Raw genomic sequence first — 18384 nt, 5'->3', positions numbered from 1 at the left:
TCATGAATACCACGACCGTCAAAGACCTGACCATGCCTAGTTCCCAGCCATCGGGTGCCGCTGCGCCCACCCCGGCCCGCCGTGCTGCACTGAGCGAAAAGGCCCGCACCGTGTGCGGCAGCCTGTTGCTGCTGGTGCTGTTCATCGCCGCCTGGCAGTGGGGGCCAGGCATGCTGGGCATGCCGGAATACATCCTGCCCAATTTCATGCAGGTGGTGCGTGAAGGTGTGGTGATGTGGAACAACGCGCAATTGCTGCAGCATTTCGGCGTGACCGCCATGGAAGTGGTGTTCGGCTTCCTCTTCGGGGCGCTGCTGGGACTGGCCGTGGGGGTGGCGCTGGGTTTGTCGCCGCGTGCCGAAGCCATGCTCTCGCCCTACATCCTGGCGCTGCAGATTGCACCCAAGGTGGCCTTTGCGCCGCTGTTCGTGATGTGGCTGGGCTACACCATCTATCCCAAGATCATCGTCGCGGTGCTGATCGTGTTCTTTCCCATCATGATCAACGTGCTCTCGGCCATCCGCACCGTCGATCCCGACATGGTCAACCTGGTGCGTACCCTCAATGCCGGCCGTTGGCAGATCTTCCACCTGGTCGAGTTCCGTTCGGCACTGCCAGCGCTGTTCTCGGGCTTGCGTATCGCTTCCACGCTGTCGGTCATCGGTGTGACCGTCGGGGAACTGGTCGGTGGCAACCAGGGGCTGGGTTACCTGTTGGTCGATGGTGAAGGGCAGGGCAATACCGCCGCCGTGTTCGTCTCCATCGTCGCGTTGACATTGATCGGCGTGGTCACCTACGGCGTGGTGGTGTGGGCCGAACGCAAGGTGCTGCACTACCTGCCCAAGGCCAATACCAGCACGGTGTGATTCCCACGGCGATTTCCCGACACGCAACAGGAGCAAGAACATGTCAGCAGCAAGTACGGCGACTCTTTTGGCAGGGCGGCGCATTCTGGTCACTGGCGCCGCACGCGGCCTCGGCCTGGCGTTCGTCGAGGCCATCGCCAACGCCGGTGCCCGGGTCGCCATGGCCGATGTCTTGCAGGACACGCTGGCGGCCTCGGTATCGGCCCAGCAGCAGCGCGGCCTGGCGGTCGAAGGCTTTGCGCTGGACCTGGCCGATCCGGCATCGGTGAAGTCCTGTGCACAGGCCGCCATCGCATGGCTGGGCGGTCTGGATGGCCTGGTCAACAATGCGGCCATCACCAATTCCGGCGGCAAGAGCAGCGAGCAGCTGGACGTCGAGATGTGGGATCGCGTGATGGACGTCAACGTGCGTGGCACCTGGCTCATGACCAATGCCTGCCTGCCGGCCCTGCGTGATGGCGGGCGCGGGGCGGTGGTCAACCTGTCTTCGGATACGCCGTTGTGGGGCGCGCCCAATCTGCTGGCCTACGTGGCCAGCAAGAGTGCGGTCATCGGCATGACCCGCTCGCTGGCGCGCGAGCTGGGGGCCGACAACATCACGGTCAATGCCGTAGCGCCCGGCCTGACCCTGGTGGAAGCCACCGAGTATGTGCCGCAGGCGCGTCATCAGCATTACCTCGACGGCCGCGCCATCCGGCGTGACCAGTTGCCCGAGGACGTCTGCGGTGCCGTGGTGTTCGCGTTGTCGGACCTGGCCCGTTTCTTTACCGGCCAGGTGATGGCGGTCAATGGCGGCTTCGTGATGCATTGAGGCCGCAGCAGCAGGTGCAGATCAATTCCGCTCACTTCAGGATCAATTCAAGGAGAAAAGCATGACCGATATGTCCGAACAGGAAAACATGGGCCGTAGCTGGGACCGTCCCGCCGGCGCCAGCTTTGCCGACTGGATGGAGTCGCGCGTGGCGCGCCTGTCGACCCGCAAGTACGACTGGAATGCGCTGAAGTTCCAGGCCGACTACGACCCCAAGTACCGCCGCGCCCAGATGCGCTACATCGGCACCGGCGGCACTGGCGTGGCCCATGACGCCAACGTGATTCCCTCGGAACACTTCACCTTCTCGACCATGATCATTCCGGCCGGTCACGAAGGTCCGTCGCATCTGCACGTGGATGTCGAGGAAGTCTTCTTCGTGCTGCGCGGCAAGCTCAAGCTGGTGCTGGAAAAAGATGGCGAGCGCTTCGAAACCATCCTGACCGACCGCGATGTGGTCTCGGTGCCCCCGGGCGTCTATCGCGAGGAAATCAACGTCGGTGACGAAGACGCGCTCATGTGCGTGATGCTGGGTGCCAAGAAGCCAATCACGCCGACCTATCCGCCAGAACATCCGCTGGCCTCCATCAAGCGTTGATGTCCCGAGGACCGAGCATGCCCGCCACCCTGTCCACCCCTGACGACGCTATCCTGCGCGCGCCGCTGGCGCTGCTCGACAGCGACTTCGCCGAGCACAGCATTGCGGTGCCCGGCGGACAGGTCAGCTACCGCAGCAGCGGCCATGGCGATACGGTCGTGGTGCTGCTGCATGGCATCAGCTCGGGCGCGGCGTCGTGGCTGCACTGCGCGCTGGTGCTGGCGTCCGAGGCGCGCGTCATCGCCTGGAATGCGCCTGGCTACGGCGCCTCCACGCCCTTGACGATGGACTCGCCCAAGGCCAGCGATTATGCGCAGCGCCTGCAGCAGATGCTGCAGGCGCTGGAGATCACGCAATGCGTGCTGGTCGGCCATTCGCTGGGTGCCCTGATGGCAGCGGCCTATCTGGCCGCTGGCGATGGCCGCGCCCGCCAAACCTTGCTGGCAGATCCGGCCCAGGGCTATGGTGCGCCTGGCCTGGCACAACGCGCCCGGCAGGTGCGCGACGAACGCCTGGGCGCCTTGCAGCGGCTGGGTGTGACAGGGCTGGCGCAGCAGCGTACGCGCCTGCTGTCGGCCCGAGCCAGCGAAGAACAGCACGCCTGGGTGCGCTGGAACATGCACCGGCTCGATGCGGCCGGTTATACCCAGGCCGTACACATGCTGTGCGGTGATGATATCGCGGCCTATCTGCGCGCAGTGCCACGGCGGGGGCTGTCGGTAGCCTGCGGCGCAGAAGATATCGTGACCACCCCGCAGGCCAGTGAAGGGCTGGCCAGGCAATTCGAACTTCCCTTCCATCTGGTGGACGCCGCCGGCCATGCCTGTTATATCGAGCAGCCGTCGCAATTTGCCGCGCTGGTGCGTGCGCAATTCACCTCAACCCATTAAAAAAGACAATCATCATGAACAAACCAGTGATGCCAGAAGAAGAGCCGCAAGACAAATACTCCGTCCCCGGCCTGGAACGCGGCCTGCGCCTGCTGTGCGAATTCAGCCGTCAGGACAAGACCCTTTCCGCGCCCGAACTGGCGCGCCGTCTGGATATTCCGCGTTCCACCGTGTTTCGCTTGTTGGCTACGCTCGAACGCATGGGCTTCGTCGAGCGCGCCGATGGCGGGCGTGACTACCGCCTGGGCATGTCGGTGCTGCGCCTGGGCTTTGAATACCTGGCCTCGCTGGAACTGACCGAGATCGGCCGCCCGCTGCTGGAGCGCCTGCGCGACGAGATCGGTTATTCCTGCAACCTGGTGGTGCGCGATGGCCGCTCCATCGTCTACGTCGCCAAGTCGGTCACGCAGACCGCCTTCACCAGCCACGTCAACGTCGGCACCCGCCTGCCGGCGCATGCCACCGTGCTGGGCCGCGTGCTGCTGGAAGACCTGAGCCTGCCGCAGCTGCGTGCCCTGTATCCGGAAGAACACCTGGAAGTCTTCTCCAGCAACACACCCAAGACCGTGGTCGAGCTGTTCGACATGGTGCAGGCTGACAAGGAACGCGGCTTCGTCTTGCAGGAAGGCTTCTTCGAAACCAGCATCTCTACCGTGGCCGCCCCGGTGCGCGATCACTCCGGCAATGTGGTGGCCGCCCTGGGCGCGACCATCCCTTCGCCGCACATCGATGCCAGCCAGCTCGACGTGATCGTGGCACGGGTGCGCGAGACCGCGGCCGAACTCTCGCGCCTGCTGGACCACGCCCCCGAGCGTGGCGGCAAGGTCGTCAACATGTGGCGAGGCTGAGATGGCCATGACTTCTCTCCAGGGCAAGGTGGCCGTGGTGACCGGGGGCTCGTCGGGCATCGGACTGGCCACCGTCGAGCTGTTGCTGGAAGCCGGCGCGGCCGTGGCCTTCTGCGGCCGCGATGCGGCCCGGCTCAAGGAGGCCGAGGCCGCACTGCGCGAGCGTCATCCACAGGCGCAGCTCTACAGCGCGTCCTGCGACGTGCTCTCGCAGGAGCAGGTGCAGTCCTTTGCGGCCTCGGTGGAAAACACCCTTGGCCCGGTCTCCATGCTGGTCAACAACGCCGGGCAGGGGCGCGTGTCGACCTTTGCCGATACGGCTGACGATGCCTGGAGCGAAGAGCTGCGCCTGAAATTCTTTTCAGTGATCTACCCGACCCGCGCCTTCCTGCCGCAATTGCAGGCCATGAGCGCAGAGCATGGCGATGCCGCCATCGTCTGCGTCAATTCGTTGCTGGCCACGCAGCCCGAGCCGCACATGGTGGCGACCTCGGCTGCCCGCGCAGGCGTGCACAACCTGGTGCGCTCGCTGGCCACCGAACTGGCCACCGGCGAGGCTGCGCGGGTGCGCGTGAACGGCATCCTGATCGGGCTGGTGGAGTCAGGCCAATGGCGCCGCCGCTATGCGGCCCGGCCCCCCGAACAGCAGGATCAGAGCTGGGCCCAGTGGACCGCCGCCCTGGCGGCCAGGAAACAGATCCAGCTTGGCCGTCTCGGCCTTCCCCGGGAAGCCGCACAGGCGATCGTATTCCTCGCCACGCCGCTTTCCTCGTACACCACAGGCAGCCATATCGATGTTTCAGGAGGACTTTCCCGCCATGCCTAATACCCAACCCCAAGTCACCGTCGGCTGCGCCATTGCGGCTTTTCTCGAACAGTGCGGCGTGAAGGCTGCGTTCGGCGTGATCTCGATCCACAACATGCCCATCCTCGACGCCTTCGGCGAGCGCGGCAAGATCCGTTTCATCCCGGCACGCGGCGAAGCGGGCGGGGCCAACATGGCCGATGCGTATGCCCGTACCACGGGCGGCTTGGGTGTGTGCCTGACCTCGACCGGCACGGCGGCGGGCAACGCTGCCGGCGCCATGGTCGAAGCCCTGACCGCAGGTACGCCCCTGCTGCATCTGACCGGACAGATCGAGACTCCGTATCTGGACCAGAGCCTGGCCTACATCCATGAAGCGCCGGACCAGCTGAGCATGCTCAAGGCCATCTCCAAGGCAGCCTTCCGCATCCGCAGCGTCGAGACCGCCATCAGCACCATCAAGCTGGCGGTGCAGACCGCGCTGACGCCGCCCATGGGCCCGGTCTCGGTCGAGATTCCCATCGACATCCAGGCCGCCATGATCCCCATGCCGAGCAACCTGCAACCGCTGGCCATTCCGCAGAGCGTGCCTCCGGCGCGCGCGCTGGATGAACTGGCCGAGCGCCTGATGAAGGCCCGGCGTCCGCTGCTGTGGCTGGGAGGCGGCGCGCGCCATGCGGGCGCGCAAGTGCAGCGCCTGCTCGATCTGGGCTTTGGCGTGGTCACCAGTACCCAGGGCCGGGGCATCGTGCCCGAGGATGATCCCCGCTCGCTGGGCGCGTTCAACCTGCATAAGCCGGTGGAGCAGTTCTATCAAAGCTGCGATGCGATGCTGGTGGTCGGCTCGCGCTTGCGTGGCAATGAAACCCTGAAGTACGAACTCAAGCTGCCGCGTCCGTTGTACCGCGTCGATGCCGATCCGGCCGCTGAAGGCCGCTGCTACACCAGCGACTACTTCGTGTGCGGCGATTCGGCCCTGGTACTGGCCGGGCTGGCCGACCGTCTGGCGGCATTGAAAGTCGATCCGTGCTTCATGGCCGATCTGAAGAAGGCGCGCGACACCGCCGTGCATGGACTGGTCGATGGCCTGGGGCCCTATGGCGCGCTGGTGGAGCAATTGCAGCAGGCCGCAGGCCGCCAGTTCAACTGGGTGCGCGATGTGACCGTCTCCAACAGCACCTGGGGCAACCGCTATCTTCGCATCTTCGATCCGCGTGCCGGCGTGCATGCACTGGGCGGTGGCATCGGCCAGGGCCTGGCCATGGGCATCGGTGCGGCCATCGGTGCAGCGGTCACGCAATCGGGCAAGAAGACCTTCACCCTGGCCGGTGACGGCGGTTTCATCCTCAACCTTGGGGAGCTTGCCACGGCCGTGCAGGAACAGGCCGACATGGTGATCGTGCTGATGAACGACAAGGGCTATGGCGTCATCAAGAATATCCAGGATGCGCAATACGGTGGTCGCCGCCACTACGTGGACCTGCATACGCCGGATTATGCCGCGCTGTCCTCGTCGCTCCAGTTGCGTCACCGGCGCGTGGGCAACCTGGCCGAGGTAGCGGCAGTCCTGGATGAGGCGCTGTCCCAGCCGGGCCCCTTCCTGCTGGAGATCGACATGCTGGCCATCGGCAGCTTCAAGACCGCCTTTGCCGGTCCGCCGGTCAATGAAAAGGAAAAGGCAGCCGCCGCTGCCGCCGCCGTGGTCGCCGCCGCAACGGCAGCGACCGCCTGAGGAGCCGCGCATGCTTCACGTATCGATGATCGGATGCGGCGCCATCGGCATGGGCGTCATGGAGATCCTCAAAAGCGATCCCGAGGTCGCCTTCGACATGGTGGTGGTGCCCGAGGCCCACATGGAGCGCGCCCGCAGTGCCGTCTCCACGCTGGCACCATCGGCACGGGTGGTATCGCGCCTGGGCCAGGAGCGTCCTGACCTGCTGATCGAATGTGCCGGCCACCAGGCCATCGGTGAACACATCATCCCGGCGCTGGAGCGCGGCATCCCCTGCATGGTGGTGTCCATTGGCGCCTTGTCCGAACACGGCCTGGTCGACAAACTGGAAGCGGCCGCCCGTACCGGTCACACCCAGGTGCAATTGCTCTCCGGAGCGATCGGCGCCATCGATGCGCTCTCCGCAGCCAGGGTCGGCGGTCTGGACGCCGTGGTCTACACCGGCCGCAAGCCGCCGCAAGCCTGGAAGGACACGCCGGCAGAGGAGGTCTTCGATCTGGAGACCTTGCAGGAAGCCACCGTGATCTTCGAAGGCAGTGCCCGCGAGGCGGCGCGTCTGTATCCGAAGAATGCCAACGTCGCGGCCACCCTGTCGCTGGCCGGCCTGGGCCTGGATGCGACGCGCGTGCGGCTCTATGCCGATCCCGGCGTGACAGAGAACGTCCACCACGTGGAAGCGCGCGGCGCCTTTGGCGGCTTCGAGCTGACCATGCGCGGCAGGCCACTGGCCGCCAATCCCAAGACCTCGGCGCTGACGGTCTACAGCGTCGTGCGCGCCTTGGGCAATCGCGCCCATGCGCTGTCGATCTGAGCATCGCAAGGAGAGACCGACCATGATGAACCTCAATGAGACCCTGCCCATCTGCATCGCCGGCCAATGGCGCCTGGGTGGCGGTGACCGCTATGCCACGCTCTATCCGGCCACCGGCGAGGCGGTCGCGACCCTGCGCGCGGCCAGCGTGGCCGACGTGGAAGAAGCCATCGCCGGCGCCGACCGGGCTTTCCGTAGCAGCGGCTGGGCGCAGAAGAAACCGCATGAACGCGCCGCCGTGCTCTATCGCGTCGCGCAACTGATCCGCGAAAACAGCGAAGCGTTGGCGCAACTGCAGCGGGTGGACAATGGCAAGCCCATCAGCGAGACCCGCAATCTGGTAGCCAGTGCGGCCGCCACCTTCCAGTTCTTCGCCGCCGCCTGCGAGACCCTGGAAGAAACGCTTACCCCCATGCGCGGCGACAACCTCACCATGAGCGTGCATGAGCCCATGGGCGTGGTGGCCGCCATCACGCCCTGGAATTCGCCCATCGCCAGCGAGGCGCAGAAGATGGCGCCCGCGCTGGCAGCCGGCAACGCGGTGGTGGTCAAACCGGCCGAAGTCACGCCACTGGCTGCACTGGCGCTGGCTCGCCTCTGTATCGACGCGGGCGTGCCGGCGGGCCTCATCAGTGTGTTGCCCGGCAAGGGTTCGGTCATCGGCGACGCCATCACGCTGCATCCGCTGGTCAAGCGTGTTTCCTTTACCGGCGGGACGACTACCGGCAAGCACATCGCCCACATCGCCGCCGACAAGATGATGCCGGTCTCGCTGGAACTGGGAGGCAAATCGCCGACCATGGTGTTCGAGGATGCCGACATCGACCACGCCGTCGCGGGGGTGCTCTACGGGATCTTCAGCAGTTCCGGGGAATCCTGCATCGCCGGTTCGCGCCTGTTCGTGGCTCGCTCCTTGCATGAGCCGTTCATGGAACGACTGGCGGCTGGCGCCGCTGCGCTGCGCGTGGGCGATCCGGCCGACGAGCGTACCCAGATGGGGCCGCTCATCACTGCGCGCCATCGCGAAGGCATCGAGCGCTACGTCGACATGGGTGTCACCGATGGCGGCCGCATCCGTACCGGTGGTGTGCGTCCCAAGGGAACGCAGTTCGAACGCGGCTACTACTACACGCCGACCATCATCGAAGGCCTGCGCAATGACCAGCGCATCTGCCAGGAAGAGATCTTCGGACCGGTGCTGGTGGCCATGCCCTTCGATGACGAAGACGACCTGATCCGGCAAGCCAACGACAGCATCTATGCCCTGGCGGCCGGTATCTGGACGCGCGATTACAAACGCGCCTGGCGCGTGGGGCGCGCGGTGCAGGCCGGCAATGTCTGGATCAACACCTACAAGCAGTTCTCGATCTCGACCCCCTTCGGTGGCTGGCGCGACAGCGGCCTCGGACGCGAGAAGGGCCGGCTGGGCATCCTGCAATACATGGAGCAGAAAGCCATGTACTGGGGACTGAACGAACAGCCGCTGCCCTGGGCCGGCTGAACATGGATTTGGAGAATCACATGGACGTATTGGGTATCGACGAAATCATCTACGGCGCCGACGATCTGCCTACCTGCCGCCGCTTCTTCCTCGACTGGGGCATGCTGCTGGTGCAGGAGAGCGCAGCCGGGCTGGTCTTCGAATCGCAGAATGGCTGCCGCGTCATCGTGCGCGACAGCGCCGATCCCAGCCTGCCGCCAGCCATCGAGGCCGGACCGACCTTGCGTGAAGTGGTCTGGGGCGTGTCCTCGGCAGCGGTGCTGGACAAGTTCGCCAGCCGCATCGGTGGCTTGCCGGGCTTCATCAACGATGGCCAGCGGGTGGGCTGTACGGATCCCAATGGGCTGGCCGTGCGTTTCCAGGTCTCGCTCAAGCGCGATGTGGAGGTGCAATGCGCTCAGATGAACACCTGGAACGAAAAAAACCGCATCAACCAGCGCAGTCCCATCTACGAACGCGCTGCACCCATCGAAGTGGGGCACGTGGTGTTCTTCGTCAAGGATGTGAAGGCTTGTGAAAAATTCTATTGCGAGCATTTCGGCTTCGTTCCCTCGGACCGTTATCCGGAGCGCGGTGCCTTCCTGCGCTGTGCTGACATCGGCGGTCATCACGACATCTTCCTGCTGCAACCGCCCGAGGCACGCGCGGGCCTGAATCATGTGGCCTTCACCGTGCGTGACATCCACGAAGTCTTCGGCGGCGGCATGCACATGTCGCGCCAGGGCTGGGATACGCAACTCGGGCCGGGCCGCCATCCGATTTCCTCGGCCTACTTCTGGTACTTCAAGAATCCGGCCGGTGGCCTCATCGAGTACTACTCCGACGAAGACCAGCTCGACGCCCAATGGGAGCCGCGCGACTTCGAACCCGGTCCGACGGTGTTTGCCGAATGGGCCATCGATGGCGGCATCGACGGCCATACGCGGCGCCAGAAAAATGCGAAGGGGCCCAGCGGCAAGTTCCTGACCGACCGCGCACCGGCCGACAAGTAAATCATTGACGAAAGGAAATCCAGATGGCCTTCAAGATGCCTCCGCGCGCCGACCTTGCCATGGCACCAGGTACGGAGCCGAGATGAACCAAGAGATCCAAGCCGACGTCATGCTGCTGACCGTCGTCCTGAAGCATGACCAGTCGAAGAACCTGGATGAGATCCAGGCCCATATGAAGACGATGGACTGGTGGGAGCGTTTTCCGGTCGAGGGCACGCACGTGGTGTCATGGACCGTGGCCATGGGCCTGGGCCAGATCGTCACGCTGGCGCTGCCGCCGGCGCTGCTGCCGCAAGTCAATGTCGAACTTGAGCGCTCGGCCTGGGGGGTGTTCCGGACCGAGTGCTATCCCACTTACGATTTTGTTCCCGTGCGCGAACGCATCCGCGAGCGCGTCAGAAATGGAGGCCAATGATGGTTGCAACTGTTACCGATGTCTATCTCAACCCCCACCAGGCGCGCCGCCGCCCGCCGACCCAGTTCGAGGACCTGCTGGGTGATTCCATCGAGCGCGCCTATGCCGCCGGTATCCATGAGTTGAGTGCGCTGGTGGCGCATCTCAATCGTACCGGACCCAGCTGCCCCTATAACGCAGGTGTCTGGACCGAAGCCAACTACCAGGAAGAAATCGCCCGCCTGGCCGCCTGAGGCCGCACGCCAGCCCGCCCTTACAGGAGAGTACCGAAATGAGAACTGCCGCCCATGATCCCGTCGATGCCGTCCTGGCCGTCGGCCTGAAAGACCTGTGGTATCCGATCTGCCCCTCCGAGTTCGTGGCTGAAAAGCCGGTCTCGCTGCGCCGCCTGGGCAAGAAATTCGTCTTCTGGCGCGAGCCTTCCGGCAAGCTGCATGCGCTGGAAGACCACTGCCCGCATCGCGGTGCACCGTTGTCCATGGGCATTCCCATGGGTGACCGCATCGCCTGTGGCTACCACGGCGTGCAGGTCCGCTTCGATGGCGTGGTCACCAGCGTGCCCGGCAGCCCCGGCTGCAAACTCGAAGGCGCCAAGGCCACCCGACGTTTCCACGTCACTGAAGCAGCCGGCGCCATCTTCCTCTACAACAGCCTGGAAGACGTCGACACACCGCCGCCGCTGCGCCTGCCGGAAGAGCTGACCAGCCCCGAGTATTCCAACTTCCTGTGCTACACCGAATGGAAGGGTGATTATCGCTACGTGCTGGACAATGTGATGGACCCGATGCACGGCACCTTCCTGCACAAGCAGTCACACTCCATGGCCGAGGGAGACAACACGGCCAGCTTCGGCATCCGCGAAACCGACATTGGCTTCATCTTTGAAAAGGAAGGCCAGCGCGACGTCAATTTCGACTGGACCGAATGGGGCGATACCGGCCTGCACTGGATGCGCCTGGCCATTCCCTATCCCAAGACCGGTGGCCCCGGCGGCAGCTTCGTCATCATCGGCAGCTATACGCCCATCGTCGACAACATCGCGGCAGTCTTCCACTGGCGCTGCCGCAAGCTCTCCGGCTGGCAGCGCGATACCTGGCGCTTCCTCTACCGCAACCGTCTGGAGGCACGCCACTGGAACGTGCTGGAACAGGATCGCGTGGTGCTGGAGCTGATGGAACCTGATGCCAACCAGCGCGAGATGCTGTACCAGCACGACATGGGCATCGTGCGCCTGCGCCGCCATCTGCGCGGGCTGGCCAAGGCCCAACTGGTGCGCGAGGAAGAACTGGCTGCGGCCAAGGCGCCGGTGCGGGCAGCATGAGCCACGCCGCCCCGGCTGGCGCGGTGCGCCACGTGCAGAGCACCAAGGTGCCGGAGCTGGAGACCGCCACCTGGTCCAATTGTCTGGTCATCGGCGAGGACATCGTGATGTCCGGCATGACGGCGCATCCAGCCTCACGCCAGCAGGCGCTGGATACCTACCGGCAGACGCTGGTGGTGCTGCGCAAGATCGCGGATCTGGTTGAGGCGGCCGGGGGCACCGTGGGCAGCATCACCAAGCTGGTGATCTACGTCACCGACATCGCGCACAAGGATGAGGTGGGGCGTGCGCGGCGTGATTTCTTCGGTAGCGGCGCACCTTACCCCTGTTCCACGCTGGTGGCGGTGAGCGCGCTGGTGTTTCCCGAACTGACAGTGGAGATTGACGCCTTCGCGCGCTTGGGCGTGGATCTGCGGCAGGCGGTGCGCGTGAGCGCATGAACTGGTTTGAACGAATCTGATTTGATGGTGGTGCATTCATGAGCAGTCCTTTACTTTCCGTACGTGTGCAGGCCATGCGTTTCGAGGCGCAAGGCGTGGTCAGCGTCGAGCTGTGCCTGCCTGAAGGCGGCGAGCTGCCGCCCTTCGAGGCCGGTGCGCATATCGACCTGCATCTCGGTAATGGCCTGGTGCGCAGCTATTCGCTGTCGAACTCGCCATCGGAGCGGCATCGCTATGTGGTCGGCGTACTCAACGATCGCGCCAGCCGGGGCGGTTCGCGCTATGTGCACGAACAGTTGCGGGTCGGCACCACGCTTACCATCTCGGCACCGCGCAACAATTTTCCGCTGGAGGAAGCGGCGCCCTTGTCGGTGCTGATTGCGGGCGGTATCGGCATCACACCGATTTCCTGCATGTATCACCACCTGCGTGCGCAGGGCAGGGAAGCGGTGCTGCACTACTGCGCCCGCTCGCGCAAGGAAGCCGCCTTCACCGCGCAATTGCTGGGGCAGCCGGGTGTGAGCAGCCACTTCGATGACGAGGCCGGCGCACCACCTGATCTGCGCGCACTGTTGGCGGCCTATCCCAAGGATGCGCATTTCTATTGCTGCGGCCCCACGCCCATGCTCAACGCCTTTGAAACCCTGTGCGAGGAACTGGGCCTGCCGCACGTCCATATCGAACGCTTCGCCGCCGAGAAGGTGGCACCGGTGCAGCGCGGCAGCTATGTGGCCGAACTGGCGCGCAGCAAGGCCAGCCTCACCGTCCCGGCCGGCAAGTCGCTGCTGGATGCCTTGCTCGATGCCGGTATCGCGGTGGATCACAGCTGCCGTGAAGGCGTCTGCGGCGCTTGCGAGACCCGCGTCCTGGACGGCGACCTGGATCACCGCGATGGCGTACTCAGCAAGGCCGAGCGCGCAGCCGGCAAGACCATGATGGTGTGCGTGTCCGGCTGCAAGGGGCAGCGCCTGGTGCTGGATCTCTAGCCGTTTTCGCTCAAGCCCATGCCCGTGCCCAGGCACCGGGCATTTTTTTGAGCCTGTTGAATTTTGTGGAACGTCGATCCATAGGTGGAACAAATATCACCGGATCCCGGACCACCCGGCAAGCCTGTGCCGCCCGCTGACCATGCAGCGGCGGCCTTGCCGGCAGAAGTCACCTCTCCTGCGCACGGGGCACAGGAGAGCAGTGAGTGAATGCGGCCTGGCCGCGCGTTTGGACTTTATTCGTTGAAGGGGAGTTTGATGAAGAAGTTAATGATGGCCGCAGCGGTATCCTGCCTGTCGGCGGGTGCCTTTGCGCAGAGCAGCGTCACCATCTACGGCAGCCTTGATGCTGGTGTAGCCTATATCAACAACCTCAATGGCGGCTCGGTGGCACGCGTCGACCAGGGCACCATGCAGCCGGACCGCATCGGCTTTCGGGGTATCGAAGACCTGGGCGGCAACCTGAAGGCGGTCTTCCAGCTCGAAGGGGGCTTTTACACCGATACCGGCGCCAGCACCAATTCGTCCAAGCTGTTCAACCGCTACAGCACCATTGGCCTGGCTGGCGATTTCGGTGCCGTGACCTTGGGCCACATGCCTGACGTAGTGTTTGACTACGTGGGCAAGCTTTCAAACGGTTTTCAGCTGACCAACTGGTACCTGTTCCACCCGGGTAACCTGGACAGCCTGGCCAACACCTACCAGTTCGACAATTCGGTGCGCTATACCTCGCCGACTCTGGGTGGTTTCCAGGGCAGCCTGATGTACGGCTTCGGCGAAGTGGCGGGGGATAGCAGCAATGGGCGCAACGTCAGTGCCGGCGGTACTTACACCGATGGTCCCTTCCGTGCCGCGCTGGCATATTCCAAGCTGAACAACCGCGCTGCGGGCTTTGCCGGCACCTTCCTCTCCAGCGTCGGCCTGGGCAGTTCGTCCACGGTCTTCAACAGCCTGACCACTACGGCAGGCGGCCTGGGCTACACCATCGGCAACGTGCGCCTCAATACCGTCTATACCCAGGTCAAGCTGGGTCTGCCCAGCGGTGCCACCCCCAAGCAGAAGAACCTGGACCTGGGTGCGGCCTGGCGCTATGCGACGCTCGATACCCTCAACTTCGGCTATGGGCTCTCCAAGCTGGAAGGCGCACGCTGGAATACCTTCAGCCTGTCGCATGTGCATGAGTTCTCCAAGCGGACCCAGTGGTACGCGCAGGTCGCCTACCAGCGTGCCGGCGGTGACGCACGCTATGCCGTCATGAACGGCACCGGTGCCTCGGGCGCTACCGGGGTTTCCGGTGGAACAAGCCAGTTGGTGACCACGATAGGCGTGCACCACTCGTTCTGACCTTCTGCATCTGACGCCCTCCTGGCGAGGGCGGGCTTTACCTTCTGTGAATAGTCTTGTCTTGCGTGCGGCAGTCCTGGAGCGGACTGGCGCTTTGCAGTGCCTTGGGCGGGGAAGCGTTTTTCTCCGCCATTTTTTTATCCAGACCGGATTCATTGCCGGACGGCATTTCGTTGGCGTCCTCCGGCATTCTTGCGTTGCGGAGAACATTCATGATTGCACACCTCAAACTGGGCACCCGTCTTGCGCTGGGCTTCGGCCTGGTGCTGGCGCTGCTGGCCGGCATCACGGCCCTGGCCATCGCCAGCCTGTTCACGCTGCACCAGGGCACGCGCCAGATCGTCGAGGACCGTTACCCCCAGGTCCTGCTGGCCAATGACGTACTCCTGAACATCAGCGAAAACGCCAGCGCCATGCGCAACCTGCTATTGCTGGACGACCACCAGAAACTGGCCGAAGAGATCGCCCGCATCGCCCGGGGCGAGGCGGCCATCAGCGCAACGCTGGGCCAGTTGCAGGCGCGCCTGTCCAGCGAGCAGGGCCGCAAGTCCTTCGCCGAGATACTGGCCTTGCGCGAAAAGTATCGGCAAGGCCAGCAGCGTTTCCTGCAACTGGCTTCCACTGGTGCCACCATGGAGGCTTCCGAACTCCTGCTCACCACCTTGCGCCAGGACCAGGAGAACACCATTGCGCGCCTGAAGGCTTACATTGCCGTCGGCACCTGGATGATGGAGCGCAGCAGCGAGGACGCCAGCGCGCAGTTTCACGAGAAGACCCTCATCATGCTGGCCATCGCCGCGCTGGCAGTGCTCGCCGGCGGCGGCTGCGCCTGGTGGATCACGCGCTCCATCACGCGCCCGGTACGCCACGCCGTGAACGTTGCGCAGCAGGTCGCCGCCGGCAACCTGTGCAGCCAGATCGAGCAGGGGACGCGTGACGAGCTTGGGCAACTGCTGGATGCACTGCGCCAGATGAATGGCAGCTTGAGCGGCATCGTGGCCGATGTGCGCAGCGGGGCCGACACCATCGCCACCGCCTCGGCCGAGATCGCCGGCGGCAACCTCGATCTGTCGGCCCGCACCGAGCAGCAAGCAGGCTCGCTGGAAGAGACTGCGGCGGCGATGGAAGAACTCACCTCCACCGTGCGCCAGAACGCCGATCATGCCCACGCGGCCAACCAGCTCGCTGCCGAGGCTTCGGCGGTGGCTGCACGCAGCGGCGCGGTCGTGCAGCAGGTGGTGGCCACCATGGAGGGGATCAGCCAGGCCTCGGGCCGTATCGTGGACATCATCGGCGTCATCGATGGCATTGCCTTCCAGACCAATATCCTGGCCTTGAATGCGGCAGTGGAAGCGGCGCGTGCGGGCGAGCAGGGCAGGGGCTTTGCGGTAGTGGCCTCCGAAGTACGCTCGCTGGCACAACGTTCGGCCGGCGCGGCCAAGGAGATCAAGGCGCTCATCGATGATTCGGTGGCGCAGGTGGATGCCGGTGGACGCCTGGTGGAGCAGGCCGGATCGACGATGGAAGAAGTGGTGGGCAGCGTGCAGCGCGTTTCGCACATCGTTGGCGAGATCAGTGCGGCCACGCAGGAGCAGCGCAGCGGCATCGAGCAGGTCAACCAGGCCATCACGCAGATGGACGGAACCACCCAGCAGAATGCTGCGCTGGTGGAGCAGGCCGCCGCCGCCGCGCGATCCTTGCAGGATCAATCACAGCGGTTGCGCGAGCTGGTCGGGGTGTTCCAGCTGCCGCAGGAGCAACTGGCTATCCCCCTTCAGGCTGAAGAACGGGAGCCCGCTGCCGTCTTGTCTCGCTACGGCGCGCGTGTAGTGATCGGTCCGTAGCGGGCTGCCGGCATGTTCCCGTTTTTTTGCAGTTTTGTTCATGCCGTTTTTTCCCGTTCGCTCGCTAATGCAATAGTTCAGCGCACTTCTTCACTTTTTTCACTTTGACGCCGGATCCAGGCCCGATGCCTTGATGGCCGCGTCTGCTTCGGGCGAGGCCAGGAAATCCAGCAATTGCCTGGCGGCCTCGGGGTGATGACTGCCGACCACGACGCCGGCAGAGTAGGGCGTGATCTGCTGGGCGCTCTCGGGGATGGGGCCGATGATGTCGATGCCCTTGACCGCCTTGAGCTCGGAGATCTGTTGCAAGCCGACTTCGGCGTCGCCGCGGGCGACCACTTCGCCGACCGGCTCGGCAGGAATCATGTGGCCCTTGACCGCCATCTGCTGATCGATGCCCAGGCGCTTGAAGAGCTTGGTGGAGAGGAACACGCCGCTGGCGCTATCCGAATAGGCCACCGAGTGCGCGGTGAGGAGGGTGCGCTTGAAGGCGTCGACGCTGGAGATGTCCGGCTTGGATGCGCCCGCCTTGACGGCCAGGCCGATGCGCGAGAGTGCCAGCAGCTTGTGGTCGGCCTTGGAAACCTTGCCTTCGGCGACCAGCTTGTCCAGCGAATCGCCGACCATGATGACCACGTCGATGGCTTCGCCGCGCTGCAGGCGCTTGGGAATGGCCTGTGGCGTTTCGCCCATGGACGGACCCCAACCGGAGATGAGTTTGTTGCCGGTCTTCTTTTCAAAGGCGGGCGCCAGCGCCTTGTAGGCGGCCGCGAAGCCGCCCGAGCTGACCACGTGGATGTCGGCTGCGGCAGCCAGGGAGGTGGCGGCGGAGAGGGCCAGGGCGAGCAGGCTGCCCTGGAAAATCGAGGTGCGCAGGGACCGCGCAGTGTGCTTGGAACGGATCATGAGGATCTCCTGTTGGCGATTTATTTCGCTGTTGTAGGGGTGAGACCCGGCAGTTTGCGTAGAATCCATTGAAAAGTTAATTGCAATTAATCTTGGGATTGATAAAAAATGCGCATCAATATCGAGACCGCCGAATTGCAGGCTTTCATTGCCGTCGCGCGCCAGTCGAGCTTCCGTGCCGCAGCCGAGGGTCTGTTCATCACGGCACCGGCGCTGAGCCGCCGCATCGAGAACCTGGAAGAGGCCCTGCAGGAAAGACTGTTTGACCGCACCACCCGGCGCGTCTCGCTCACGCCGGCGGGCGAGCTGTTCCTGGTGCATGCCCAGGCGGTCATGGACGAGCTGGAACTGGCCGTCAAGAGTGTGGAGCAGGGCATGGCCCATCGGCGCCATCATGTGACGGTGGCCTGCGTGCCCTCGGTGGCCAACAATCTGCTGCCGCTGGTGTTGAAGCCTTATGCGCGCACGCATGCCAATGTGCGGGTGCGCATCATCGACGAGAGTGCGGCCCACGTGCTGGAGAGCGTGCGCAAGGGCGAGGCCGATTTCGGCGTGAACTTCATCGGTGCGCAGGAAGCCGAGATCGATTTCGAGGAACTGGCGCGCGAGCGCTACCTGGCCGTGATGCCGGCGCATCATCCGCTGGCCGCGCACAGCACCTTGCACTGGAAAGCGCTGGCGGGCGAGAAGCTGGTCTCGCTTTCTTCCAGCAGCGGCAACCGCAGCCTGATCGATAACGCCTTCTCGCGGGTACCGCAACGGCCGGTGATCCAGTACGAGACCAATCACGTGGCCAGCGCCATCAGCCTGGTCGCGGCCGGGCTGGGAGTGGCGCTGTTGCCGGAACTGGCCCTGCGCAATGCTCCCTACAAGGGCATCGTCGCACGGCCATTGACCAGCCCGGCCTTGAGTCGTGCCATGGGCTTGATCACCTTGAAGGGGCGGGTGTTGAAACCGGCCGCAGCGACCCTGGCGCAAGCCTTGCGCGATGCCATGGCCAGCAAGACAAGAAAATGATTTTCTGTTGTGCCAGGCTGCCTAAATTTTGTGCGGTTTATTGGGAGGGCAGGCGGGGACGGCGCTTGCGTCGGGCGAAAATGGCTTATCCACAAGTTTATGCACATAAAACGGGGATAAGTTTCTAGCTGTGAAGCGGGTTCTGGCGGGATTGCGCAAATTATTTGCAAAACGCAAGGCCATAAAAAAAGGCCCTCGCATGCGAGAGCCTTTTTTGATGTGTTCTTTGCAGTCCGGGCCGTTTTTTTGCTGGCGCC

General features: G+C 64.3%; 20 protein-coding genes. 18 read left to right on the top strand and 2 right to left on the bottom strand.

Annotation, left to right across the window (positions count from 1 at the left end; genetic code table 11):
• Positions 1 to 2 precede the first annotated feature (2 nt).
• The 16 genes from ACVC5H_RS18295 (at position 3) to ACVC5H_RS18220 (ending at position 14360) form a co-directional block, all read left to right on the top strand.
• Complete coding sequence (locus tag ACVC5H_RS18295) at positions 3 to 866, top strand: ABC transporter permease (protein WP_489619198.1); 864 nt, start codon at positions 3 to 5, stop codon at positions 864 to 866.
• 40 nt (positions 867 to 906) lie between these two features.
• Positions 907 to 1677, top strand: coding sequence for an SDR family oxidoreductase (locus ACVC5H_RS18290; protein ID WP_489619197.1), 771 nt, complete (start codon positions 907 to 909; stop codon positions 1675 to 1677).
• Between the two features lie 61 nt (positions 1678 to 1738).
• Positions 1739 to 2275, top strand: a complete 537-nt coding sequence (locus ACVC5H_RS18285; protein WP_489619196.1) for a cupin domain-containing protein — start codon at positions 1739 to 1741, stop codon at positions 2273 to 2275.
• Positions 2276 to 2292: 17 nt separating this feature from the next.
• Positions 2293 to 3165 (top strand): alpha/beta fold hydrolase, encoded by an 873-nt coding sequence (locus ACVC5H_RS18280; protein WP_489619195.1) that lies wholly within the window; start codon positions 2293 to 2295, stop codon positions 3163 to 3165.
• A 14-nt stretch (positions 3166 to 3179) separates the two neighbouring features.
• Positions 3180 to 4013, top strand: coding sequence for an IclR family transcriptional regulator (locus ACVC5H_RS18275; protein ID WP_489619194.1), 834 nt, complete (start codon positions 3180 to 3182; stop codon positions 4011 to 4013).
• Position 4014: 1 nt separating this feature from the next.
• The gene (locus ACVC5H_RS18270) at positions 4015 to 4839 is read left to right on the top strand and encodes an SDR family oxidoreductase (protein WP_489619193.1); all 825 of its coding nucleotides are present in this window, start codon (positions 4015 to 4017) and stop codon (positions 4837 to 4839) included.
• Entirely contained in the window at positions 4832 to 6550 is a 1719-nt protein-coding gene (locus tag ACVC5H_RS18265) for a thiamine pyrophosphate-binding protein (protein ID WP_489619192.1), read from the top strand. The genes ACVC5H_RS18270 and ACVC5H_RS18265 overlap by 8 nt, the downstream gene beginning before the upstream one ends.
• 10 nt (positions 6551 to 6560) lie before the next feature.
• On the top strand, positions 6561 to 7361 hold the full coding sequence (locus ACVC5H_RS18260) for an aspartate dehydrogenase (RefSeq protein ID WP_489619191.1): 801 nt from the start codon (positions 6561 to 6563) through the stop codon (positions 7359 to 7361).
• Between the two features lie 25 nt (positions 7362 to 7386).
• Positions 7387 to 8862, top strand: a complete 1476-nt coding sequence (locus tag ACVC5H_RS18255; RefSeq protein ID WP_489622723.1) for an aldehyde dehydrogenase — start codon at positions 7387 to 7389, stop codon at positions 8860 to 8862.
• A gap of 20 nt (positions 8863 to 8882) precedes the next feature.
• Positions 8883 to 9854: a VOC family protein gene (locus ACVC5H_RS18250; RefSeq protein ID WP_489619190.1), complete on the top strand. Its 972-nt coding sequence runs from the start codon at positions 8883 to 8885 to the stop codon at positions 9852 to 9854.
• An 82-nt stretch (positions 9855 to 9936) separates the two neighbouring features.
• Positions 9937 to 10269: a hypothetical protein gene (locus ACVC5H_RS18245; protein WP_489619189.1), complete on the top strand. Its 333-nt coding sequence runs from the start codon at positions 9937 to 9939 to the stop codon at positions 10267 to 10269.
• The gene (locus ACVC5H_RS18240; RefSeq protein ID WP_034338512.1) at positions 10269 to 10502 is read left to right on the top strand and encodes a recombinase-like helix-turn-helix domain-containing protein; all 234 of its coding nucleotides are present in this window, start codon (positions 10269 to 10271) and stop codon (positions 10500 to 10502) included. The genes ACVC5H_RS18245 and ACVC5H_RS18240 overlap by 1 nt, the downstream gene beginning before the upstream one ends.
• Before the next feature lie 38 nt (positions 10503 to 10540).
• Positions 10541 to 11590: a Rieske 2Fe-2S domain-containing protein gene (locus ACVC5H_RS18235; protein ID WP_489619188.1), complete on the top strand. Its 1050-nt coding sequence runs from the start codon at positions 10541 to 10543 to the stop codon at positions 11588 to 11590.
• Positions 11587 to 12030 carry a RidA family protein gene (locus tag ACVC5H_RS18230; protein ID WP_489619187.1) on the top strand — a complete coding sequence of 148 codons (444 nt, stop codon included), beginning with the start codon at positions 11587 to 11589 and terminating at the stop codon, positions 12028 to 12030. The genes ACVC5H_RS18235 and ACVC5H_RS18230 overlap by 4 nt, the downstream gene beginning before the upstream one ends.
• Positions 12031 to 12068: 38 nt before the next feature.
• Positions 12069 to 13016, top strand: a complete 948-nt coding sequence (locus ACVC5H_RS18225) for a PDR/VanB family oxidoreductase (RefSeq protein WP_489619186.1) — start codon at positions 12069 to 12071, stop codon at positions 13014 to 13016.
• Positions 13017 to 13274: 258 nt separating this feature from the next.
• Positions 13275 to 14360, top strand: coding sequence for a porin (locus ACVC5H_RS18220; protein ID WP_489619185.1), 1086 nt, complete (start codon positions 13275 to 13277; stop codon positions 14358 to 14360).
• A gap of 37 nt (positions 14361 to 14397) precedes the next feature.
• Here ACVC5H_RS18220 and ACVC5H_RS18215 read toward each other — a convergent pair whose 3' ends face one another.
• Positions 14398 to 14574 (bottom strand): hypothetical protein, encoded by a 177-nt coding sequence (locus ACVC5H_RS18215; protein WP_489619184.1) that lies wholly within the window; start codon positions 14572 to 14574, stop codon positions 14398 to 14400.
• On the opposite strand from ACVC5H_RS18215, the gene ACVC5H_RS18210 reads away from it, so the two are divergent.
• Positions 14573 to 16204, top strand: coding sequence for a methyl-accepting chemotaxis protein (locus ACVC5H_RS18210; protein ID WP_489619183.1), 1632 nt, complete (start codon positions 14573 to 14575; stop codon positions 16202 to 16204). The genes ACVC5H_RS18215 and ACVC5H_RS18210 overlap by 2 nt on opposite strands.
• A gap of 99 nt (positions 16205 to 16303) precedes the next feature.
• Here the strand turns inward: ACVC5H_RS18210 and ACVC5H_RS18205 are convergent, their stop codons facing one another.
• Positions 16304 to 17110: a substrate-binding domain-containing protein gene (locus tag ACVC5H_RS18205; protein ID WP_489619182.1), complete on the bottom strand. Its 807-nt coding sequence runs from the start codon at positions 17108 to 17110 to the stop codon at positions 16304 to 16306.
• A 108-nt stretch (positions 17111 to 17218) separates the two neighbouring features.
• Here ACVC5H_RS18205 and ACVC5H_RS18200 point away from each other — a divergent pair, with 108 nt between their 5' ends.
• Positions 17219 to 18127: a LysR family transcriptional regulator gene (locus tag ACVC5H_RS18200; RefSeq protein WP_489619181.1), complete on the top strand. Its 909-nt coding sequence runs from the start codon at positions 17219 to 17221 to the stop codon at positions 18125 to 18127.
• The last annotated feature ends 257 nt before the right edge of the window (positions 18128 to 18384 follow it).

Source organism: Herbaspirillum sp. Her3, from assembly GCF_057961275.1.
The sequence above is the reverse complement of the archived record's forward strand: the minus strand, read 5'-3'. Positions and strand labels throughout refer to the sequence as shown.